Below are 16,348 nucleotides of genomic sequence, written 5' to 3'. Positions count from 1 at the left end.
CCAGCGTTCGTCCTGAGCCAGGATCAAACTCTCCAAACAATGTCTGAAGGGAAAGAAATCCCAACCATATAAAAGGAATCCACCACATCCACACCCAGAGGCGCAGACATGACGGGGTTGTGCATCATGCACTGGCTTTTAACACACTGTTGAGTTCTCAAGAAACGGACGCGTACTCCCCAACCTGCGAGAGGCGTACATTTCGTTTTCCGTTGTGTCTCTATTCTTTCACCAGTCCGTTTTTGTGTCAAATTGACCGGACTTGCTTGGAATTTCGACTGCCTCTTCAATTTACCATCCCGTAGACCGGGTAGCGAATCGAAGCGACTGTCTCCAAGCACAACACAACCCACGTCAAAGCCACCGGAGTGGAGGAGGTTGGTTGCGCCGCACCTGGCGACTTCTAAAGATTAGCAGCGCCCCCGACCACTCGAGACGCCTTCACACCGATCGGAGGCCACAGAACGATCACGGCCCGGAACATAGACTCCCCACGTGAGTAGCAAAACACCGCCGCTGGCGAAGAAGTCACCGACTGAGCGCACCCATCACGGCGACACCGTGATCGACGAGTACGCCTGGCTCACCAATAAGGACGATCCCGACACGATCGCCTACCTGGAGGCGGAGAACGCGTTCCTCCAGGAGCAGACCGCTCACCTCGGCGATCTCCAGGAGCAGGTCTTCCAGGAGATCAAGGGCCGCACCCAGGAGACCGACCTGTCGGTGCCGAGCCGCAAGGGCGAGTGGTGGTACTTCAGCCGGACAGAGGAGGGCAAGCAGTACGCCGTCTCCTGCCGCGTGCCCGCCGACGGCGAGACCCCGCCCGCGGTCACCCCTGGCGAGCGCCTCGACCGGGAGCAGGTCATCCTCGACGGCAACGAGCTGGCGGGCGAGAGCGCGTTCTTCTCCGTCGGCACCAGCGCCATCACGCCCGACGGGAAGATGCTGGCTTACTCCACCGACTACAAGGGTGACGAGCGCTTCACCTTGAGGTTCAAGAACCTGGAGACCGGCGAGCCGCTCGACGACGAGATCGAGAACGTCTTCTACGGTGGCGCCTGGTCGGCCGACGGGTCGGCGTTCTTCTACACGCGCGTCGACGACGCCTGGCGTCCCTTCCAGGTCTACCGGCACACGCTCGGCTCGCCGGACGACGTGCTGGTCTACGAGGAGACCGACGAGCGCTACTGGGTCGGGATCGGGCTCACCCGCAGCGAGAAGTACCTCGTGCTCGGCGCCGGGAGCAAGATCACCAGCGAGGTGCGCATCCTCGACGCCGCCGACCCGACGGGCGAGTTCCAGGTCGTCCGGCCCAGGAAGGCCGGTGTCGAGTACGGCATCGAGCACGCCGGCGACTTCTTCTACGTGCTCCACAACGAGAACGCCGAGAACTTCGAGCTGGCCACCGCCCCGCTCGACGCTCCCGGCACCTGGACACCGGTGATCGCCCACAGCACGGACACCAGGCTCCTGGAGATCGACGCGTTCGACGGCCACGCCGTCGTCCACTTCCGCCGCGACGGGCTGACCGGCATCCGCGTCCTCCCGTACGGAGGCGACGAGTACGAGATCGAGTTCCCCGAGCCGCTCTACGACGTCGGGCCGGCGGGCAATCCGGAGTTCAGCACTGGCCGGCTCCGGCTCGCCTACACCAGCATGATCACCCCGGCCAGCGTCTACGACTATGACCTGGCCACCCACGAGCTGATCCTGCTCAAGCAGCGTCCCGTCCTGGGTGGTTACGACCCGGCCGACTACGAGCAGTTCCGCGAGTGGGCCACCGCCGAGGACGGCACGAGGGTGCCGATCTCCCTCGTCAAGCGCAAGGACACCGCCAAGCCCGCCCCCACCGTCCTGTACGGCTACGGCAGCTACGAGACCTCCATCGACCCCGGTTTCTCGGTCCCCAGGCTGTCCCTGCTCGACCGCGGCTTCGTCTTCGCCGTGGCGCACATCAGGGGCGGCGGCGAAATGGGCCGTCGCTGGTACGAGGAGGGCAAGCTCACCAAGAAGAAGAACACCTTCACCGACTTCGTCGCGGCGGCCAGGCACCTGAAGGCGTCGGGCTGGAGCGAGCGGATCATCGCCAGGGGTGGCTCGGCCGGCGGCCTGCTGATGGGCGCGGTGGCGAACCTGGCGCCGGAGGAGTTCGCGGGCGTGGTGGCCGAGGTGCCGTTCGTCGACGCGCTCAACACGATCCTCGACCCGTCGCTGCCGCTCACAGTGATCGAATGGGACGAGTGGGGCGACCCCCTGCACAACGCCGACGTCTACGCCTACATGAAGAGCTACACACCGTACGAGAACGTGGACGATCGCCCGTACCCGCCGATTCTCGCGATCACCAGCCTGAACGACACCCGGGTGCTCTACCACGAGCCCGCGAAGTGGATCGCCAGGCTGCGAGCCACGGCCGGTGGCGGTCCGTTCCTGCTCAAGACGGAGATGGGCGCGGGTCACGGCGGCCGGAGCGGGCGCTATGACGTTTGGCGCGAAGAGGCCTTCGCGCTCTCCTGGATCATCGAGAGAGGCACCTCATGACCTACCAGCCGGACGACGACCGCTACGAACGCCAGCCGTACAACCGCAGCGGGCGCAGCGGCCTCAAGCTGCCTGCCGTCTCGCTCGGCCTCTGGCACAACTTCGGCGACAACCGGCCGATCGACAACTCGCGGGCGATCCTGCGGCGGGCGTTCGACCTGGGCGTCACGCACTTCGACCTGGCCAACAACTACGGCGTGCCGTACGGCTCGGCGGAGCGCAACTTCGGCGGGATCTTCCGCGAGGACTTCACCCGCTATCGGGACGAGCTGGTCATCTCAACCAAGGCCGGCTACGACATGTGGCCGGGGCCGTACGGCGAGTGGGGTTCGCGCAAATACGTGCTCGCCAGCCTCGACCAGTCCCTGGAGCGGATGGGGCTCGACTACGTCGACATCTTCTACAGCCACCGGCCCGATCCCGAGACGCCGCTGGAGGAGACGATGGGCGCGCTGGACCGGGCGGTGCGCTCGGGCAAGGCGCTGTACGCGGGGATCTCCAACTACTCCGCCGAGCAGACGGCGCAGGCCGCGCGGATCATGCGGGGGCTGGGCACGCCGCTGCTCATCCACCAGCCGTCCTACTCGATGATCAACCGCTGGATCGAGGACGGGCTGCTCGACGTGCTGGAGGAGGCGGGCATGGGGTGCATCGTCTACTCACCGCTCGCCCAGGGGCTGCTGACCGACCGCTACCTCGACGGCGTCCCCGACGACTCGCGGGCGGCGACCAGCCGGTTCCTGAGCGCCGACCGGATCGACCGCGACCTGGCGCGCGACCTCAACGAGATCGCCAAGACGCGCGGCCAGTCGCTGGCGCAGATGGCGCTGTCGTGGGCGATCAGGGATTCGCGGGTGACCAGCGTGCTGATCGGCGCTAGCAGTGTGAAGCAGCTGGAGGACAACGTGGCCTGCGTCGACGGGCCGGCGTTCACTCAGGACGAGCTCGACGCCATCGACAAGGTCATAGAGCTTCGTGCCGCTGGAGGTAGGTGAAGGACGCCCAGCCGGGCAGCACCGGCAGCCAGAACGTGAGCAGCCGGTGCAGCAGGACGGCCGACGTGGCCAGCTCGGCGGGCAGCCCGGCCACGGTCAGGCCGACGGTGAGCGACGCCTCGACCGCGCCCAGGCCACCAGGTGTGGGCGCGGCCGAGCCGATCGCGTTGGCCGTGAGGTAGACGACGGCGACGGCGGTGAAGCTGATGTCGCCGCCGAAGGCCTCGACGCAGGCGTCGAGGCAGACGACGAACGCGATCGTGATCATCAGGGTGCCGACGCAGGCCTCGATCATCTTGCGCGGCGACTGCAGCACGTCGAGCAGCCTGGGCAGCACGTTGGCGAACAGCTTGTGCATCCGCCCGGTGATGAACCGGCGCAGCGGCGGCACCCCGAACAGCACCACGACCAGCACCGCGACCGACAGCATCACCACGACCAGCCCACGGGACGGGCTGAACGCGGTGGCGGTGTTGGACCCGGTGATGTAGGCGAACAGCAGCAGCAGCGCGATGTGGAAGACCATCATGCTGAGCTGCGAGGCGCCCACGCTGGCCACCGCGAGCGCGGGCGAGATGCCGCGCTTCTGCAGGTAACGCGTGTTGATCGCGACGCCGCCGACGGCGGCGGGCGTGACGAGCTTGACGAACGAGGCCGCGAACTGGACGAGGACCGTGCGCCAGAGCGGTAGATGCTCGGGTACGAAGCCCCTGAGCATCAGCGCGGCGGCCACGAAACTGACGAACGAGGCGGCCAGCGCCAGCACCGACCAGGCCCAGTTGGCGGTGGTCACCACGTGCACGACGTTGACCTGGCTGAGCTGCGACAGCAGGAAGTACGCGGCCAGCGTGCTGGCGATCATCGTGACCAGAGTGCGCGGCCGGAACCGCTCCAGCCGGATCTCCTCGACCTTGCCCTGCGGTTTGAGCGCCACGATGTGCTCGCGCAGCTCGCCGAGCACGCCCTTGTCCTTCGACAGCGCCGCGCGGGTCTCACGGGTGAGGGCGATGCGCTGGAGCAGCGGCATCGCGGCGGCCAGCGCGTCGGACCCCATGACCGCGGCGGCGGCCCGCACGGAACGCTCGGCGCCGACGCGCAGCGCCAGATAGGTGAGCAGCTGCGCGACGTCGAGCCGGAGCAGCAGGTCGCCGGCCGCGATCTCGCCGCTGCGGGCGTCGGTGAGCACGACCCGGCCGGCCCCGTCGAGGTGGATGCTGTCGCCGGTCAGCCGCCGGTGGGCGAGCCGCTGGATCTGCAGCAGCGCGACCTGCTCCCAGATCTGGGCGAGCAGGGCGTCGTCGATGTCGGCGTCGGGCACGTCGTCGAGCGGGCGGGTTTCGAGGTGCTCGTAGGCGAGCAGCGCGGCCTCGGTGCCGATCTCGCTGGTGCCGAGCAGACGTGGCGTGCTCGCGCCCGCCGCCTGCGCGGCGTAGGCCATGAGCGCCTCGCGCTCCAGCTCGGCGCGGAGCGACCTGATCGCCCGGCGCCTGGTCTCCGAGTTGAGCCGGATCCGCCGCCAGAGCCGGTACGGCAGGCCGGCGACCTGCCGGTCGCGGTCGAGCACGGTGACGTCGAGGCTGCTGCCGTCCTTGAGCCCGACGGCGTAGCGGCGGCTGCCCTGGTGGTCGTCCTCGATGCGGCGGGCCGTCTGCGGGGAGAAGGAGAGCTTGCGGAGCGCGGCGATGACCGCGTTGCCGGGCGGCCGGGTGTTGGGGCTGCCCACGCCGTACAGGGTGCCGTAGCCCACGGCCATGCCGACCAGGACGGGCACGATCGCGCCCGGCAGCGTGATCTGCCTGGCGGAGAAGAGCGCGAAGATGTCGAGCGCGATCACCGTCCACATGAGCATGCGCCAGGTGGGGCGGCGCGAGATGCGTACGGCGGTGGCGTAGGCGACCACCGAGGTGAGCAGCGTGTTGAGCGGCTCGATGGAACGCCCGCCGGTCAGCAGCATGCGCAGGTCCTCGACGCTGCCGCCGATCAGCCACTGGCCGAGCAGGAAGGAGCCGACCATGCCGATGATCGCGGCGATCAGGCCCTCGGCCACCCGCAGGCCGTCGCGGTGGAAGACGCGCTCGACGGCGAAGGCCACCGGCACGATGAGCACGGCCGCGCCGCCCAGGAACGACGCCACGCGGCTGAGCAGATCGGGGACGAGGGTGGTGCCTTCTTTGACGTCCGCTTCGAGGCCGTTGAGCGTCTGCTTGGCGACCAGGGCGATGAGGACGACCGCGGCGAGCACGAGCAGCGTGGTGAGGAAGCGCAGCAGGTCGGAGGGCCGCCGCAGGCGCTGGGGCAGCAGCGGCTCGACTACATAGACGTCCGTTTCAGCGCGCGCTTCAGCCACGGCTGGATCCCCCTCCGCGAGGTCCTCCGCGTCATCACGTTCCCTGATTTCGGCCACCGACAGAGATTCTGCACCTTCCCGACCGACCGTACGATCTTTGGGCCCCTTCAATCCTTCACCCTTGATTTCTACCGCGCGTCGGGGCATGTCGTGGCTCCCCTAATGCCTGGCGGGCGACACGTAAGCTGTGTCGCATGTCGGGTGAGTTGCGAGTTTTGGGGGCATGTCCACTGGACTGCCCTGATACCTGCTCTTGGATCGTCACGGTCGAAGACGGCAAGGCCGTGAAGATGCGCGGCAACCCGGAGCAGCCTTACACCCGGGGCGCGCTCTGCGTGAAGGTCAACCGATATCTGGAGCATACCCAGGCCGACGACCGCATCCTTTACCCGCTGCGCCGTACCGGGCCCAAGGGGTCGGGCGAGTTCGAGCGCATCTCCTGGGAGGAGGCGTTCGACGAGATCGCCTTCAGACTGCGGAACATCATCGACGAGCACGGTGGCGAGGCCATCTGGCCGTACGTGGGGACGGGCTCGCTTGGCTACATCCAGGGTTGCGAGGGCGTGGCCGGGCGCCGGTTCTGGAACATGCTGGGCGCCTCCAAGCACTGGCTGAACATCTGCGCCACGGCCGGCGGCGCCGGGCTGAGCCTGACCAACGGCACGCCCGCCGGCATGGACCCCGAGGACCTCGCGCTGTCCAGGCTGATCCTGCTGTGGGGCACCAACACGCTGACCAGCGGGCACCACCTGTGGAAGTTCGTCCAGGACGCCCGCGCGGCCGGCGCGTACGTGGTGGCCATCGACCCGATCCGCACCAGGACCGCCGACCAGGCGGACCGGCACCTGGCGATCCGGCCGGGCACCGACGCCGTGCTCGCGCTGGCCCTGCTGAACGTGGTGCTCGCCGAGGGCGCCCAGGACGAGGAGTTCCTCGCCGAGCACACCCAGGGCTGGGAGTCCTTCCGCGAGGAGATCCTGGCCTACCCCGTCGAGTGGGCCGCCGAGATCACCGGCATCCCGGCCGCCGACATCCGCGAGCTGGGTACGCGGGTCGCGCACACCCGGCCGACCGCGATCCGGACCACGATGGGCATCCAGCGGCACGCCGGCGGCGGCACCGCGCTGCGGACGATCGCCGCGATCCCCGGCGTGACCGGCGACTGGCGCCACCCGGGCGGCGGCGTGGCCTACTCCACCAGCGGCCACATGCACCTCAACATCGACAAGCGTGACGACCTGCTGGCCAAGCCGGTCCGTACGCTGACCATGACCCGGCTGGCCTCCGAGCTGGACTCGGTGAAGTGCCTCTGGGTGTACGCCGCCAACCCGGTCGGCTCGACCCCCGACGCCAACCGGATCCGGCGGCAGCTGGCCCGCGAGGACCTGTTCACGGTGGTCATGGAGCAGTTTCCCACCGACACGGTCGACTACGCCGACATCGTGCTCCCCGCGACCATGCAGACCGAGCACATGGATCTGCACGCCGGGTACGGCCACCTCTACCTGCTCTGGAACGAGCCCGCCGTGGCGGCGCCGGGCGAGTGCCTGTCCACCACCGAGACGTTCCGCCGCTTGGCCGCCCACATGGGGATGACGGAGCCGTCGCTGTACCACTCCGATCTGGAGCTGGCCGAGCAGCTGCTGAGCAGCGGCCACCCGTCGCTGGAGGGCGTCACGCTGGACCGGCTGCGCAAGGAGGGATGGGTGCGGATGAACTATCCCCAGCCGTTCACCCCCTTCGCCGACGGCTTCCCCACCGCCTCGGGCCGGCTCCGCTTCCCGCCGCGCGGCAAGGCGTACGTCCAACCTCATTCCGTGCGTACGGCCGACGGCTCGCCGTACCCGCTGACCCTGGTGACACCGGCGGCGCACACCTTCCTCAACACGATCTTCGGCAACAACCCGGAGCTCAGACGCCGGGCCAAGGAGCCCGTGGTGCTGGTCAATCCGGCCGACGCCGAGGCGCGCGGGCTGGTGAGCGGGCAGCGGGTGCGGGTGCACAACGCGAGTGGCGAGTTCCTGGCCGACGTCGAGGTGAGCGACCGCGTGGCGCGCGGTGTGGTGGCCTCGCCCAAGGGGCGCTGGCCCAAGCACAGCCCGGGCGGCGCGAACGCCAACGCGGTCGTGGCCGAACGCGACGCCGACATGGGCAGGGGTCCGGCCTACCATGACAACCTGGTCGAGGTCAGCCCTTGTGCCGGTCCATGAAGGCGATGATCCGGTCGAGCACCTCAGGGCCGTGAGGGCTGCCGAACAGCGCTGAGGCGTGCAGGCTCTCGCCCTTGACGACGTGGAGCTCGTTGTCGGGGGCCTTGGTGGCGGCGTCGTGGGTGCGCTGGAGGTCCTTGGCGCCGCCGTACGCGTCGTTCTCGCTGCCGATCTGGAGCAGCGGGACCGTCAGCTTGGCCGCCTCGCCCTCGGCGACCGCGCCGGACAGGGCGACCACCCCGGCCACCCGGGAGCCGAGCCGCTCGGCCGCCGGGACGGAGGCGGTCGCGCCGATGGAGCCGCCGACCAGGAACAGGCGCCGCACGCCCTTCTCCTTGGACAGGCGCTTGGCCATGGCGACCGTCACCTCGTCGGGGTATTCGGCGCTCTTCCTGGCGTACAGCAGGACGCGGTAGCCGGCCGCGACCAGGCGGTCGGAGAGCGGGCGCCAGGTGCAGACGTTGCCGTTGCGCTCGTACGTGATCACCACGCCGACCGCGCCCTTGCCGGTGATGACACCGGGCAGGTCGTCACCGTAGGTGAAGATCTTGCCGTCCGCGCTGGTGAAGCAGCCGGAGACGTTGGGGCCGGAGACGTCAGGAGTGGTGACCTTCGCCACCGGTGTAGGCGGGGTGGCGGTCGTGGTCGTGGTGCTGACCGCGCCTCCGCAGGCGGTAAGTACCAGAACAAGCCCGATCGAGCCGATGATCGCGCGCATCGCCGCCCCTTCACCACACTATGTCTGAAGTGACATAGTCGTGGGTGACAATACCCTTGGCGGCACCATGACCTCAACGCTGGGATTCGCGATCCTCGCCGTGCTGGCTCGCGGCGACCGCACCGGATACGACATCGCCGCGGCCATGCGGCGGCCCATCGGCTTCTTCTGGACCGCCGGGCACAGCCAGATCCACGCCGAGCTGCAGAAGCTGCGGGCCGCGGGCCTGGTCGGCTACGAGGCCGAACGCGGGCCGGGGCCGCAGGACAAAAAGGTCTACCACCTGACGGACGAGGGCTCCGCGGAGCTGCGCGGGTGGGTGACCCGGCCGCCGAAGGAGCGGCCCGAGCGGGATGAGCTGGTGCTCAAGACGTACGCGGCGTGGCTGGCCGAGGCGGGGCTGGTCAGGCGGATGTTCGCCGACCAGCTGGCCGCGCACGAGGCGCGGCTGGCCGAGTACGAACGGGAGGAGGCGGCGTTCGGCGGCCCACCGCCGTTCGGCGATCCGCGCTTCGGCAACTACGCGACACTGCGGTGCGGCCTGGGATACGAGCGGCACCGCGCCGAGTGGTGCAGATGGATGATCGATCAGCTGGGCGACAGCGACAGCTTGTAACCCTCGTGCGAGGCATTGAAGCCGAGCGAGTCGTAGAACCGGTGCGCGTCGGTGCGTGACTTGTCCGAGGTGAGCTGGACGATCGCACAACCCCGAGCCCGCGCCCGGTCGATCGCCCACAGCATCATCTCGCGGCCCAGGCCCTGACCCCGGGTCGAGGCGTCGACCCTGACGGCCTCGATCTGACAGCGCTCGGCCCCGAGCCGCGAGAGCCCGGCCAGGTAGGTGAGCTGCATGGTCCCGAGGATCTTGCCACCGCGCTCGGCGACGATCAGCTCGTCGTAGGGGTTGGCGTCGATCCGGGCGAAGGCCGCCAGATACCGCTCGTCGGCCGGGTCTCCCTCGCGCTTGGCGCCCAGCGGGTCGTCGGCCAGCATCGCCACGACGGCGGGCACGTCGTCGGCACTGGCCGGGCGGATAATCCAGGTTTCGTCCATGCCCGAATCATGCCCGAATCATGCCCGACAAGTCAGGGAGGGCTCAGGGTAGGTCCCCGATGCGATAAAGGGGTGTCGAAAGGCACTCTGGGGACATGAACGAAATCAGTCGACGCGATGAGGTCTCGCTGTCCGGCGCCGCTCTGCGTGGCGCCCCTTGGAAGACCGCCGCCGTCAGCGGTGGCGCGACGGCCGCGGTCAGCTTCGGGCTGGGTGTGCTTACCGACTCCGCCGGCCTGGTGTGGTCGCTCGGCCTGGGGATCAGCGTGTTCGCGCTGGTCGCCGCCATCGGCGCGGTGTCCAAGCCGAACGAGGGCGACCGGGTCACCCGCCAGGCGCGTCTGTGGGCGCTGAAGCACCCGTGGAGGTTCGCGCTGCTGCCGGCCGCCATCGCGGCGGTCCTGGACTACCCGGTGCAGCTCGTACTCGACGGGGAGGGGGTGTTCGGCTCGGCGTTCCAGTCGGTCTGGCATGGCGCCCTGGTCTATGTGATCGCCGGCGTCCTGACGCTCACGAGGCAGGGACGAGCACGATCTTCCCAGTGACCCGGCGGTTGATCAGGTCGTCCATGGCCCGTCCGGCCTCCTCCAGGGGCCTGGCCTCCGGTGGTGCCGGGTCGATCCCGGGCATCGTGAGGAGCTCCTGGAGCATCAGCCGATTGGCGGCCGCGTGGCTCATCGACCACGCGCCCCAATCCACCCCCACCACCGCCCGATTACGCAGCAGCACCTGGTTGGCGGGCAGCCGCGGGATGCCGCCCCCGGCGAAGCCGACGACCAGGAGCCGCCCGCCCTCGCGCAGCGAGCGCAGCGCCTCCTCGGACAGTTCGCCCCCCACCGGATCCACCACCACGTCCACGCCCCAGCGCCGGGCGGCGCCCTTCAGCCCCTCATAGCCGATGACCTCGTCGGCCCCGGCCCGCGCCGCGCGCTCGCGCTTGTCCGGCGTCGAGGCGGCCGCCAGCACGGCGGCGCCCAGCGCCCTGGCCACCTGGATGGCCGCCAGTCCCACCCCGCCGCCCGCGCCGAGCACCAGCACCCGCTCACCGTGCCGCAGCCCGGCGCGCTCCCTGAGCGCGTACATGGCCGTGCAATAGCTCTGCGCGAACACCGCCGCGGTCCGCGGATCGAGGCCCTCCGGCAGGGGTACGGCCTGCTCCTCTGAAATGACGACATGTGTGGCGTAGCCGCCGAGCCCGGTGATGGCGAGAACCCTGCTGCCGTCGGCCAGCCGCCCGGCCACCTCGTACCCCGGAGTGAAGGGCAGCTGTGGCTTGAGCTGGTAGGTGCCGCCGACCATCAGCCCGTCGACATAGTTGACCCCGGCCGCCTCGACCTCGACCACCACCTGGCCGGGACCCGCGACGGGATCGGGCCGCTCGACGAGCTCGACCGGCTTGCCGAACGCGGTGCAGACGACTGCCTTCATCCGGACAGCGTCCCCGATAGAACATCATTCTGACAAGCTGGTCAGTCCCACCAGATCGTGGTCCAGCGCTCCCGTGGGAGCGGCCACATGCCCAGCTCCAGGGCCGTCGCGCCGACCTCCGCCGAGCGCGCGGGGTCGAGGCAGGCGCGCTGGCAGACGCTGTCGGCCAGGTCCTCCAGGGAGTTGAATCGGTCCAGCGGCGCCTCCCGCTCCTCGACCCGTACGGGGTAGCCGAGCGCGGCCGCCAGTGCCACGCAGTCCTCGGCGACCGGCCGGACCGGGCGATCCACGTTGTGGAAGTGCTGCCACAGCGGGGCCATCCAGCTCATGGGGTGGCGATGTGGGAGCTCGATGACGACGCGGCTCCTGGCGTGGTCGTTCAGCGCGCGGAGGAAGTCGGCCAGGTCGGGCACGTTGTAGATGACGTGGGCGGAGACCACCACGTCGGCGACCGGCACCTGGTCCGCGATGTCGGGCCAGCGGCCTTCGATCGCGGTGAGCGGGACGCCGAGCTTGTCCGCCCTGAGGGTGAGCTCGTCGAGCATCGCGGCGGAGGTGTCGACCGCGTACAGCATGGAGAACCGGTCGTGCAAGGGCAGTGACGCGGCGCCGGTGCCCGCGCCGACGTCGAGCAGTGTGGCGCCCTCGTCCAGCGCCTCGATGAGGTGCGTCGCGGTCGGCCCGTCGTCGGGCTCGGCGAGCGCCCTGTCGGTGCGCGTGGCGAAGCGCGCCGGGTGATGGCCCCACGGATCGACCGGCGCCTTGGCCATGATCTCGGCGGGGATGGCCCAGGAGTCCAGTCGCTCTCGCCAGCGAGTGGCGAGTTCTTCGGCGTCCATGGAGATGAGCATGCCACGCATATTCACGGTTACTCGCGGGTAGCATTTCGAGTAAGGTTACTGGCCAGTACATAACGCCCCCGGTTCAAGGAGATCGACACTCATGGGCCACTACAAGAGCAACGTCCGTGACCTGGAGTTCAACCTCTTCGAGGTGTTCGGGCGACGCGAGATCCTCGGCACCGGGCCGTATGCCGACATCGACGAATCGGTGGCCCGCGGCATTCTGGAAGAGGTCAACAGACTGGCCACCGGCGTGCTCGCCGACTCCTTCGAGGAGGGCGACCGCCACCCGCCGGTCTTCGACGCCGCCACGAGCTCGGTCACCGTGCCGGAGGGTGTCAAGAAGTCGTTCCGGGCGCTGGTCGACGGCGGCTGGGCGCATCTCGACCTGCCGCGCGAGCTGGGCGGCCCCGGCATCCCCCGGAGCCTGGCCTGGGCCACCGCGGAGATGGTCCTCGGCGCGAACCCGGCCCTCTACATGTACGCCGCCGGCCCCAACTTCGCCTACACGCTGTGGGAGGTCGGCACCGAAGACCAGAAGCGCTTCGCCGAGCTGGCCATCGAGCGCGACTGGGGCGCCACCATGGTGCTGACCGAGCCCGACGCGGGCTCCGACGTCGGCGCGGGCCGGGCCAAGGCGATCCGGCAGCCCGACGGGACCTGGCACATCGAGGGCGTCAAGCGCTTCATCACCAGCGCCGAGCACGACATGGCCGAGAACATCTTCCACCTGGTGCTGGCCCGCCCCGAGGGGCACGGACCCGGCACCAAGGGCCTGTCGATGTTCCTGGTGCCCAAGTTCCACGTGGACCTGGAGACGGGTGAGCTGGGCGAGCGCAACGGCGTCTACGTCACCAACGTGGAGAAGAAGATGGGCCTGAAGGTCTCCACGACCTGCGAGCTCACCTTCGGCGACAAGCACCCGGCCATCGGCTGGCTGGTCGGCGAGGTGCACGAGGGCATCAGGCAGATGTTCATGGTGATCGAGCACGCCCGCATGATGGTCGGCACCAAGGCCATCGCCACGCTGTCCACCGGCTACCTGAACGCCCTGGAGTACGCCAAGAGCCGCGCCCAGGGCGCCGATCTGACCAGGATGGCCGACAAGTCCGCGCCCCGGGTGCCGATCACGCATCACCCGGACGTACGCCGCGAGCTGATGCTGCAGAAGTCGTACGTCGAGGGCATGCGCGCGCTGGTGCTCTACACGGCCACCTTCCAGGACGCCATCCAGATGGATCCCGGAGACCGGCACGCGCGTGACATGAACGACCTGCTGCTGCCCCTGGTCAAGGGTGTCGGCTCCGAGCGGTCGTACGAGCTGCTCGCCCGGTCCCTGCAGACGCTCGGCGGCTCGGGCTACCTGCAGGACTACCCGATCGAGCAGTACATCCGCGACGCCAAGATCGACTCCCTGTACGAGGGCACCACCGCGATCCAGGGTCTGGACCTGTTCTTCCGCAAGATCCTGCGCAACCAGGGCGCCGCGATCGGCTCGCTGCTGGCCGAGATCAACGCCTTCGCCTCCTCCGACGCCGGTAACGGCCGCCTCAAGGAGGAGCGCAAGCTGCTCGCCGAGGCCGCCGCCGACATCAAGGTCATGGGCGACACGATGGCCGGCTGGGCGCTGGGCGCGCTGGAGACGCCGAGCGAGGTCTACAAGGTCGGGCTCAACACGACCAGGCTGCTGCTGGCCCTGGGCGACCTGGTGATCGGCTGGCTGCTGCTGCGCCAGGCCGAGATCGCGCTGACCCGGCTCGCCGACGGCGAGGACGCCTTCTACCAGGGCAAGGTCGCCGCCGCCTCGTTCTTCGCGACGACCGTGCTGCCCCGCCTGGCCACCGAGCGCCGGGTGCTCACCGCCACCGGCCAGGACCTGATGGACCTGCCGGAGGACGCCTTCTAAATCCGAACAGACCAGCCGCCTCCCGCTGAACGCCCGCTTCACTGTGAAGCGGGCGTTCTGCTGAGAAATGCACAGTCCGTCCGGCCCGCCGGGGTACGTTCGCGGCATGAGCGCGTCCACCCACGATCACCCGCTGGCCCCGCCTCGCGTCGAAGAGGTCTCGGCAGGCGTCTTCGCCTACATCCAGCCCGACGGCAGCTGGTGGATCAACAACACCGGCTTCCTGGCCGGGCGGCGCGGCGTGATCTCGATCGACGCCTGCTCGACCGAGCGCCGTACTCGGGCGTACCGGCAGGCCATCGCCGAGGTCACCGACCGGCCGATCACCACGCTGATCAACACCCATCACCACGGCGACCACACCTTCGGCAACTACCTCTTCCCCGAGGCCACCATCGTCGCCCACGAACGGACCCGCGAGCTGATCCTGGCCGAGGGCATCCCCGACTACCGGACGTTCGCCTGGTCGCCCGACGTGGAGTGGGGCGATCTGGAGGCGGTGGCGCCGTTCCTCACCTACACCGACGGGGTCACGGTCTACTCCGACGACCTGCGCTGCGAGGTGCGGCACGTCGGCTTCGCCGCGCACACGACCAACGACTCCTATGTCTGGATCCCGGAGCGGCGGCTGCTGTTCGCGGGTGATCTGGCCTTCAACGGCGGCACGCCGTTCGTGCTGATGGGGTCGGTGACGGGCGCGATCGAGGCGCTCGACCAGCTCAGGGAGCTGGGCGCGGAGACGGTCGTGCCCGGACACGGCGACGTGTGCGGGCCCGAGGTCTTCGACCCGGTGCGGGGCTACCTGGAGTTCGTGCTGGCGACCGCCGAACGCGGCCGGGCGGCGGGACTGACTCCCCTGGAGACGGCCCGCGAGACCGATCTGGGCGAGTGGGGCGAGCTCCTGGACCCAGAGCGCATCGTCGGCAACCTGCACCGCGCCTACGCCGAGCTGGACGGACTGCCCCGTGGCGGCACGATCGACCTCGTCGCCGCCGTCGTCGACATGATCACCTTCAATGACGGGAAGCCACTGTCCTGTCTCGCCTGAGTGTGATCGCGCATACTCGGGTATGACCGAGGGCGTACGCGTTCTTTGCCGTCCTGGAGGTCGTCATGGGTGTCGGGGTCAGCATCTTCTTCCTCACGCTCGGCGCCATCCTGCGATTCGCCATCGAACCGGACGTGTTCGGTCAGAGCGTGCACATGGACACGATCGGCGTCATCTTCATGATCGTCGGCGGGGTGGGCGTGGTCCTGAGCATCGTGCTGGCCCCGAAGCGGGGCCGCACCTCTGACCACCAGCTGATGCACCGCGAGAACAACCCGCCGGAAATCTAGTTCGACGCCGCGGCGATGGTGGCCTTGAGGGCGTCATCGAGCGGAGTCGCGGTCATGCCGAAGGTGTTCTCGAACGCCGAGGAGTCGACGACGAACGGCCGGTCGAACTGGTAGCGCGTCTCTTTCAGCTCACGGATGACGGGGTTGATCAGCTCGAGTGCGAGCAGGATCGGCGCCGGGGGGCGGCTGAGGCGCGGCGCGGGCGCTCCGGCGAGTTCGCACAGCCGCCCGGCCAACGCGCGGGCCGATAGCGCGGTGTTGTTGGGGGTGTGCCAGGCGCGGCCCCAGGCGCGCTCGTCGGTGGCGGCGATGGCCATCGCGGCGGCCACGTCGGGCAGGTAGGTCCACGAGTGGGGCTGGTCGGGGTCGCCGAGGAAAGAGGTGCTCTTGCCGGCGAGCAGCGAAGGCACGAAACGGGTGCCGACGGGCGTCTGGTCGCTGGCGCCCGGGCCGAAGTAGTCCGAACTGCGGATCTCGGTGACACGGGCACGGCCGGCCTGGTGCGCGGCCAGCGCGTCGGTCCACATCTTGACGCGGACACGGCCCTTGACGCCGGGAGCGGCGAGGGGGAGATCCTCGACCATCGGCGTGGTCACGGGTCCGTAGGCGTAGAGGTTGCCGGCGGTGACGAGCACCGCGCCGGTGGCCTCGGCGGCGGCCAGCAACGCGGAGGCCAGCGGCGGCCAGTCCTGGGCCCAGCGGGGGTAGGCGGGACCCGCACAGTTGTGGAGGGCGTCAGCGCCCTTGACGATCCGGGTGAGCCGGTCGCGGTCGGTGAGATCGGCCGCGACGGACTCGACGCCGGCTGGGCCCTTGCCTGACCTGGTGATCACGACGACCTGGTGCCCCTGGGCGAGCAGGTGCCCAGCGAGGTGCTTGCCGACTTGTCCCGCTCCTGCGATGACGTGCTTGCCCATGATGTCCTCCGTTTGATGCGCCGCTCTCTTACGAGATCAATGCTCTCTCA

14 protein-coding genes are annotated in these 16,348 nt (G+C 69.2%); 8 read left to right on the top strand and 6 right to left on the bottom strand.

What is annotated here, in order from left to right; all coding sequences use genetic code 11:
• Nucleotides 1-495: 495 nt before the first annotated feature.
• Both AB0C30_RS05050 and mgrA read left to right on the top strand, forming a co-directional pair.
• Nucleotides 496-2,544 (top strand): S9 family peptidase, encoded by a 2,049-nt coding sequence (locus AB0C30_RS05050; RefSeq protein ID WP_357939711.1) that lies wholly within the window; start codon nucleotides 496-498, stop codon nucleotides 2,542-2,544.
• A complete protein-coding gene (gene mgrA, locus AB0C30_RS05045; RefSeq protein WP_357939709.1) occupies nucleotides 2,541-3,539 on the top strand; it encodes an L-glyceraldehyde 3-phosphate reductase in 999 nt (332 codons plus the stop codon). Before AB0C30_RS05050 ends, mgrA begins: the two co-directional genes overlap by 4 nt.
• Here the strand turns inward: mgrA and AB0C30_RS05040 are convergent.
• Nucleotides 3,508-5,886, bottom strand: a complete 2,379-nt coding sequence (locus AB0C30_RS05040) for a lysylphosphatidylglycerol synthase transmembrane domain-containing protein (RefSeq protein ID WP_357939707.1) — start codon at nucleotides 5,884-5,886, stop codon at nucleotides 3,508-3,510. The genes mgrA and AB0C30_RS05040 overlap by 32 nt on opposite strands.
• Nucleotides 5,887-6,080: 194 nt before the next feature.
• Here AB0C30_RS05040 and AB0C30_RS05035 point away from each other — a divergent pair, with 194 nt between their 5' ends.
• Nucleotides 6,081-8,096 carry a molybdopterin oxidoreductase family protein gene (locus AB0C30_RS05035; RefSeq protein ID WP_357939705.1) on the top strand — a complete coding sequence of 672 codons (2,016 nt, stop codon included), beginning with the start codon at nucleotides 6,081-6,083 and terminating at the stop codon, nucleotides 8,094-8,096.
• Here AB0C30_RS05035 and AB0C30_RS05030 read toward each other — a convergent pair.
• Entirely contained in the window at nucleotides 8,074-8,814 is a 741-nt protein-coding gene (locus AB0C30_RS05030) for a hypothetical protein (protein WP_357939703.1), read from the bottom strand. The two genes, AB0C30_RS05035 and AB0C30_RS05030, sit on opposite strands and share 23 nt — an antisense overlap.
• A gap of 67 nt (nucleotides 8,815-8,881) precedes the next feature.
• Here AB0C30_RS05030 and AB0C30_RS05025 point away from each other — a divergent pair, with 67 nt between their 5' ends.
• Entirely contained in the window at nucleotides 8,882-9,430 is a 549-nt protein-coding gene (locus tag AB0C30_RS05025; RefSeq protein ID WP_357939701.1) for a PadR family transcriptional regulator, read from the top strand.
• Here the strand turns inward: AB0C30_RS05025 and AB0C30_RS05020 are convergent.
• Nucleotides 9,403-9,867: a GNAT family N-acetyltransferase gene (locus AB0C30_RS05020; protein ID WP_357939699.1), complete on the bottom strand. Its 465-nt coding sequence runs from the start codon at nucleotides 9,865-9,867 to the stop codon at nucleotides 9,403-9,405. The two genes, AB0C30_RS05025 and AB0C30_RS05020, sit on opposite strands and share 28 nt — an antisense overlap.
• A 95-nt stretch (nucleotides 9,868-9,962) precedes the next feature.
• On the opposite strand from AB0C30_RS05020, the gene AB0C30_RS05015 reads away from it, so the two are divergent.
• The gene (locus AB0C30_RS05015) at nucleotides 9,963-10,412 is read left to right on the top strand and encodes a hypothetical protein (protein ID WP_357939697.1); all 450 of its coding nucleotides are present in this window, start codon (nucleotides 9,963-9,965) and stop codon (nucleotides 10,410-10,412) included.
• Here the strand turns inward: AB0C30_RS05015 and AB0C30_RS05010 are convergent.
• Together AB0C30_RS05010 and AB0C30_RS05005 are read right to left on the bottom strand one after the other, a co-directional pair.
• On the bottom strand, nucleotides 10,378-11,295 hold the full coding sequence (locus tag AB0C30_RS05010) for a zinc-binding dehydrogenase (RefSeq protein WP_357939695.1): 918 nt from the start codon (nucleotides 11,293-11,295) through the stop codon (nucleotides 10,378-10,380). The two genes, AB0C30_RS05015 and AB0C30_RS05010, sit on opposite strands and share 35 nt — an antisense overlap.
• A 41-nt stretch (nucleotides 11,296-11,336) precedes the next feature.
• On the bottom strand, nucleotides 11,337-12,146 hold the full coding sequence (locus AB0C30_RS05005; RefSeq protein ID WP_357939693.1) for a methyltransferase domain-containing protein: 810 nt from the start codon (nucleotides 12,144-12,146) through the stop codon (nucleotides 11,337-11,339).
• 91 nt (nucleotides 12,147-12,237) lie between these two features.
• On the opposite strand from AB0C30_RS05005, the gene AB0C30_RS05000 reads away from it, so the two are divergent.
• The 3 genes from AB0C30_RS05000 (at nucleotide 12,238) to AB0C30_RS04990 (ending at nucleotide 15,381) form a co-directional block, all read left to right on the top strand.
• Entirely contained in the window at nucleotides 12,238-14,043 is a 1,806-nt protein-coding gene (locus AB0C30_RS05000) for an acyl-CoA dehydrogenase (RefSeq protein ID WP_357939691.1), read from the top strand.
• 106 nt (nucleotides 14,044-14,149) lie between these two features.
• Nucleotides 14,150-15,091 carry an MBL fold metallo-hydrolase gene (locus AB0C30_RS04995; RefSeq protein WP_357939689.1) on the top strand — a complete coding sequence of 314 codons (942 nt, stop codon included), beginning with the start codon at nucleotides 14,150-14,152 and terminating at the stop codon, nucleotides 15,089-15,091.
• 65 nt (nucleotides 15,092-15,156) lie between these two features.
• Nucleotides 15,157-15,381: a hypothetical protein gene (locus AB0C30_RS04990; protein WP_225301634.1), complete on the top strand. Its 225-nt coding sequence runs from the start codon at nucleotides 15,157-15,159 to the stop codon at nucleotides 15,379-15,381.
• Here the strand turns inward: AB0C30_RS04990 and AB0C30_RS04985 are convergent.
• The gene (locus AB0C30_RS04985) at nucleotides 15,378-16,298 is read right to left on the bottom strand and encodes an NAD-dependent epimerase/dehydratase family protein (RefSeq protein ID WP_357939687.1); all 921 of its coding nucleotides are present in this window, start codon (nucleotides 16,296-16,298) and stop codon (nucleotides 15,378-15,380) included. The two genes, AB0C30_RS04990 and AB0C30_RS04985, sit on opposite strands and share 4 nt — an antisense overlap.
• Between the last annotated feature and the right edge of the window lie 50 nt (nucleotides 16,299-16,348).

This window comes from Nonomuraea sp. NPDC048901, assembly GCF_040649695.1.
Taxonomy (GTDB): Bacteria; Actinomycetota; Actinomycetes; order Streptosporangiales; family Streptosporangiaceae; genus Nonomuraea.
Note: the sequence above shows the minus strand (reverse complement) of the source record. Positions and strands in the feature narration are given on the sequence as shown.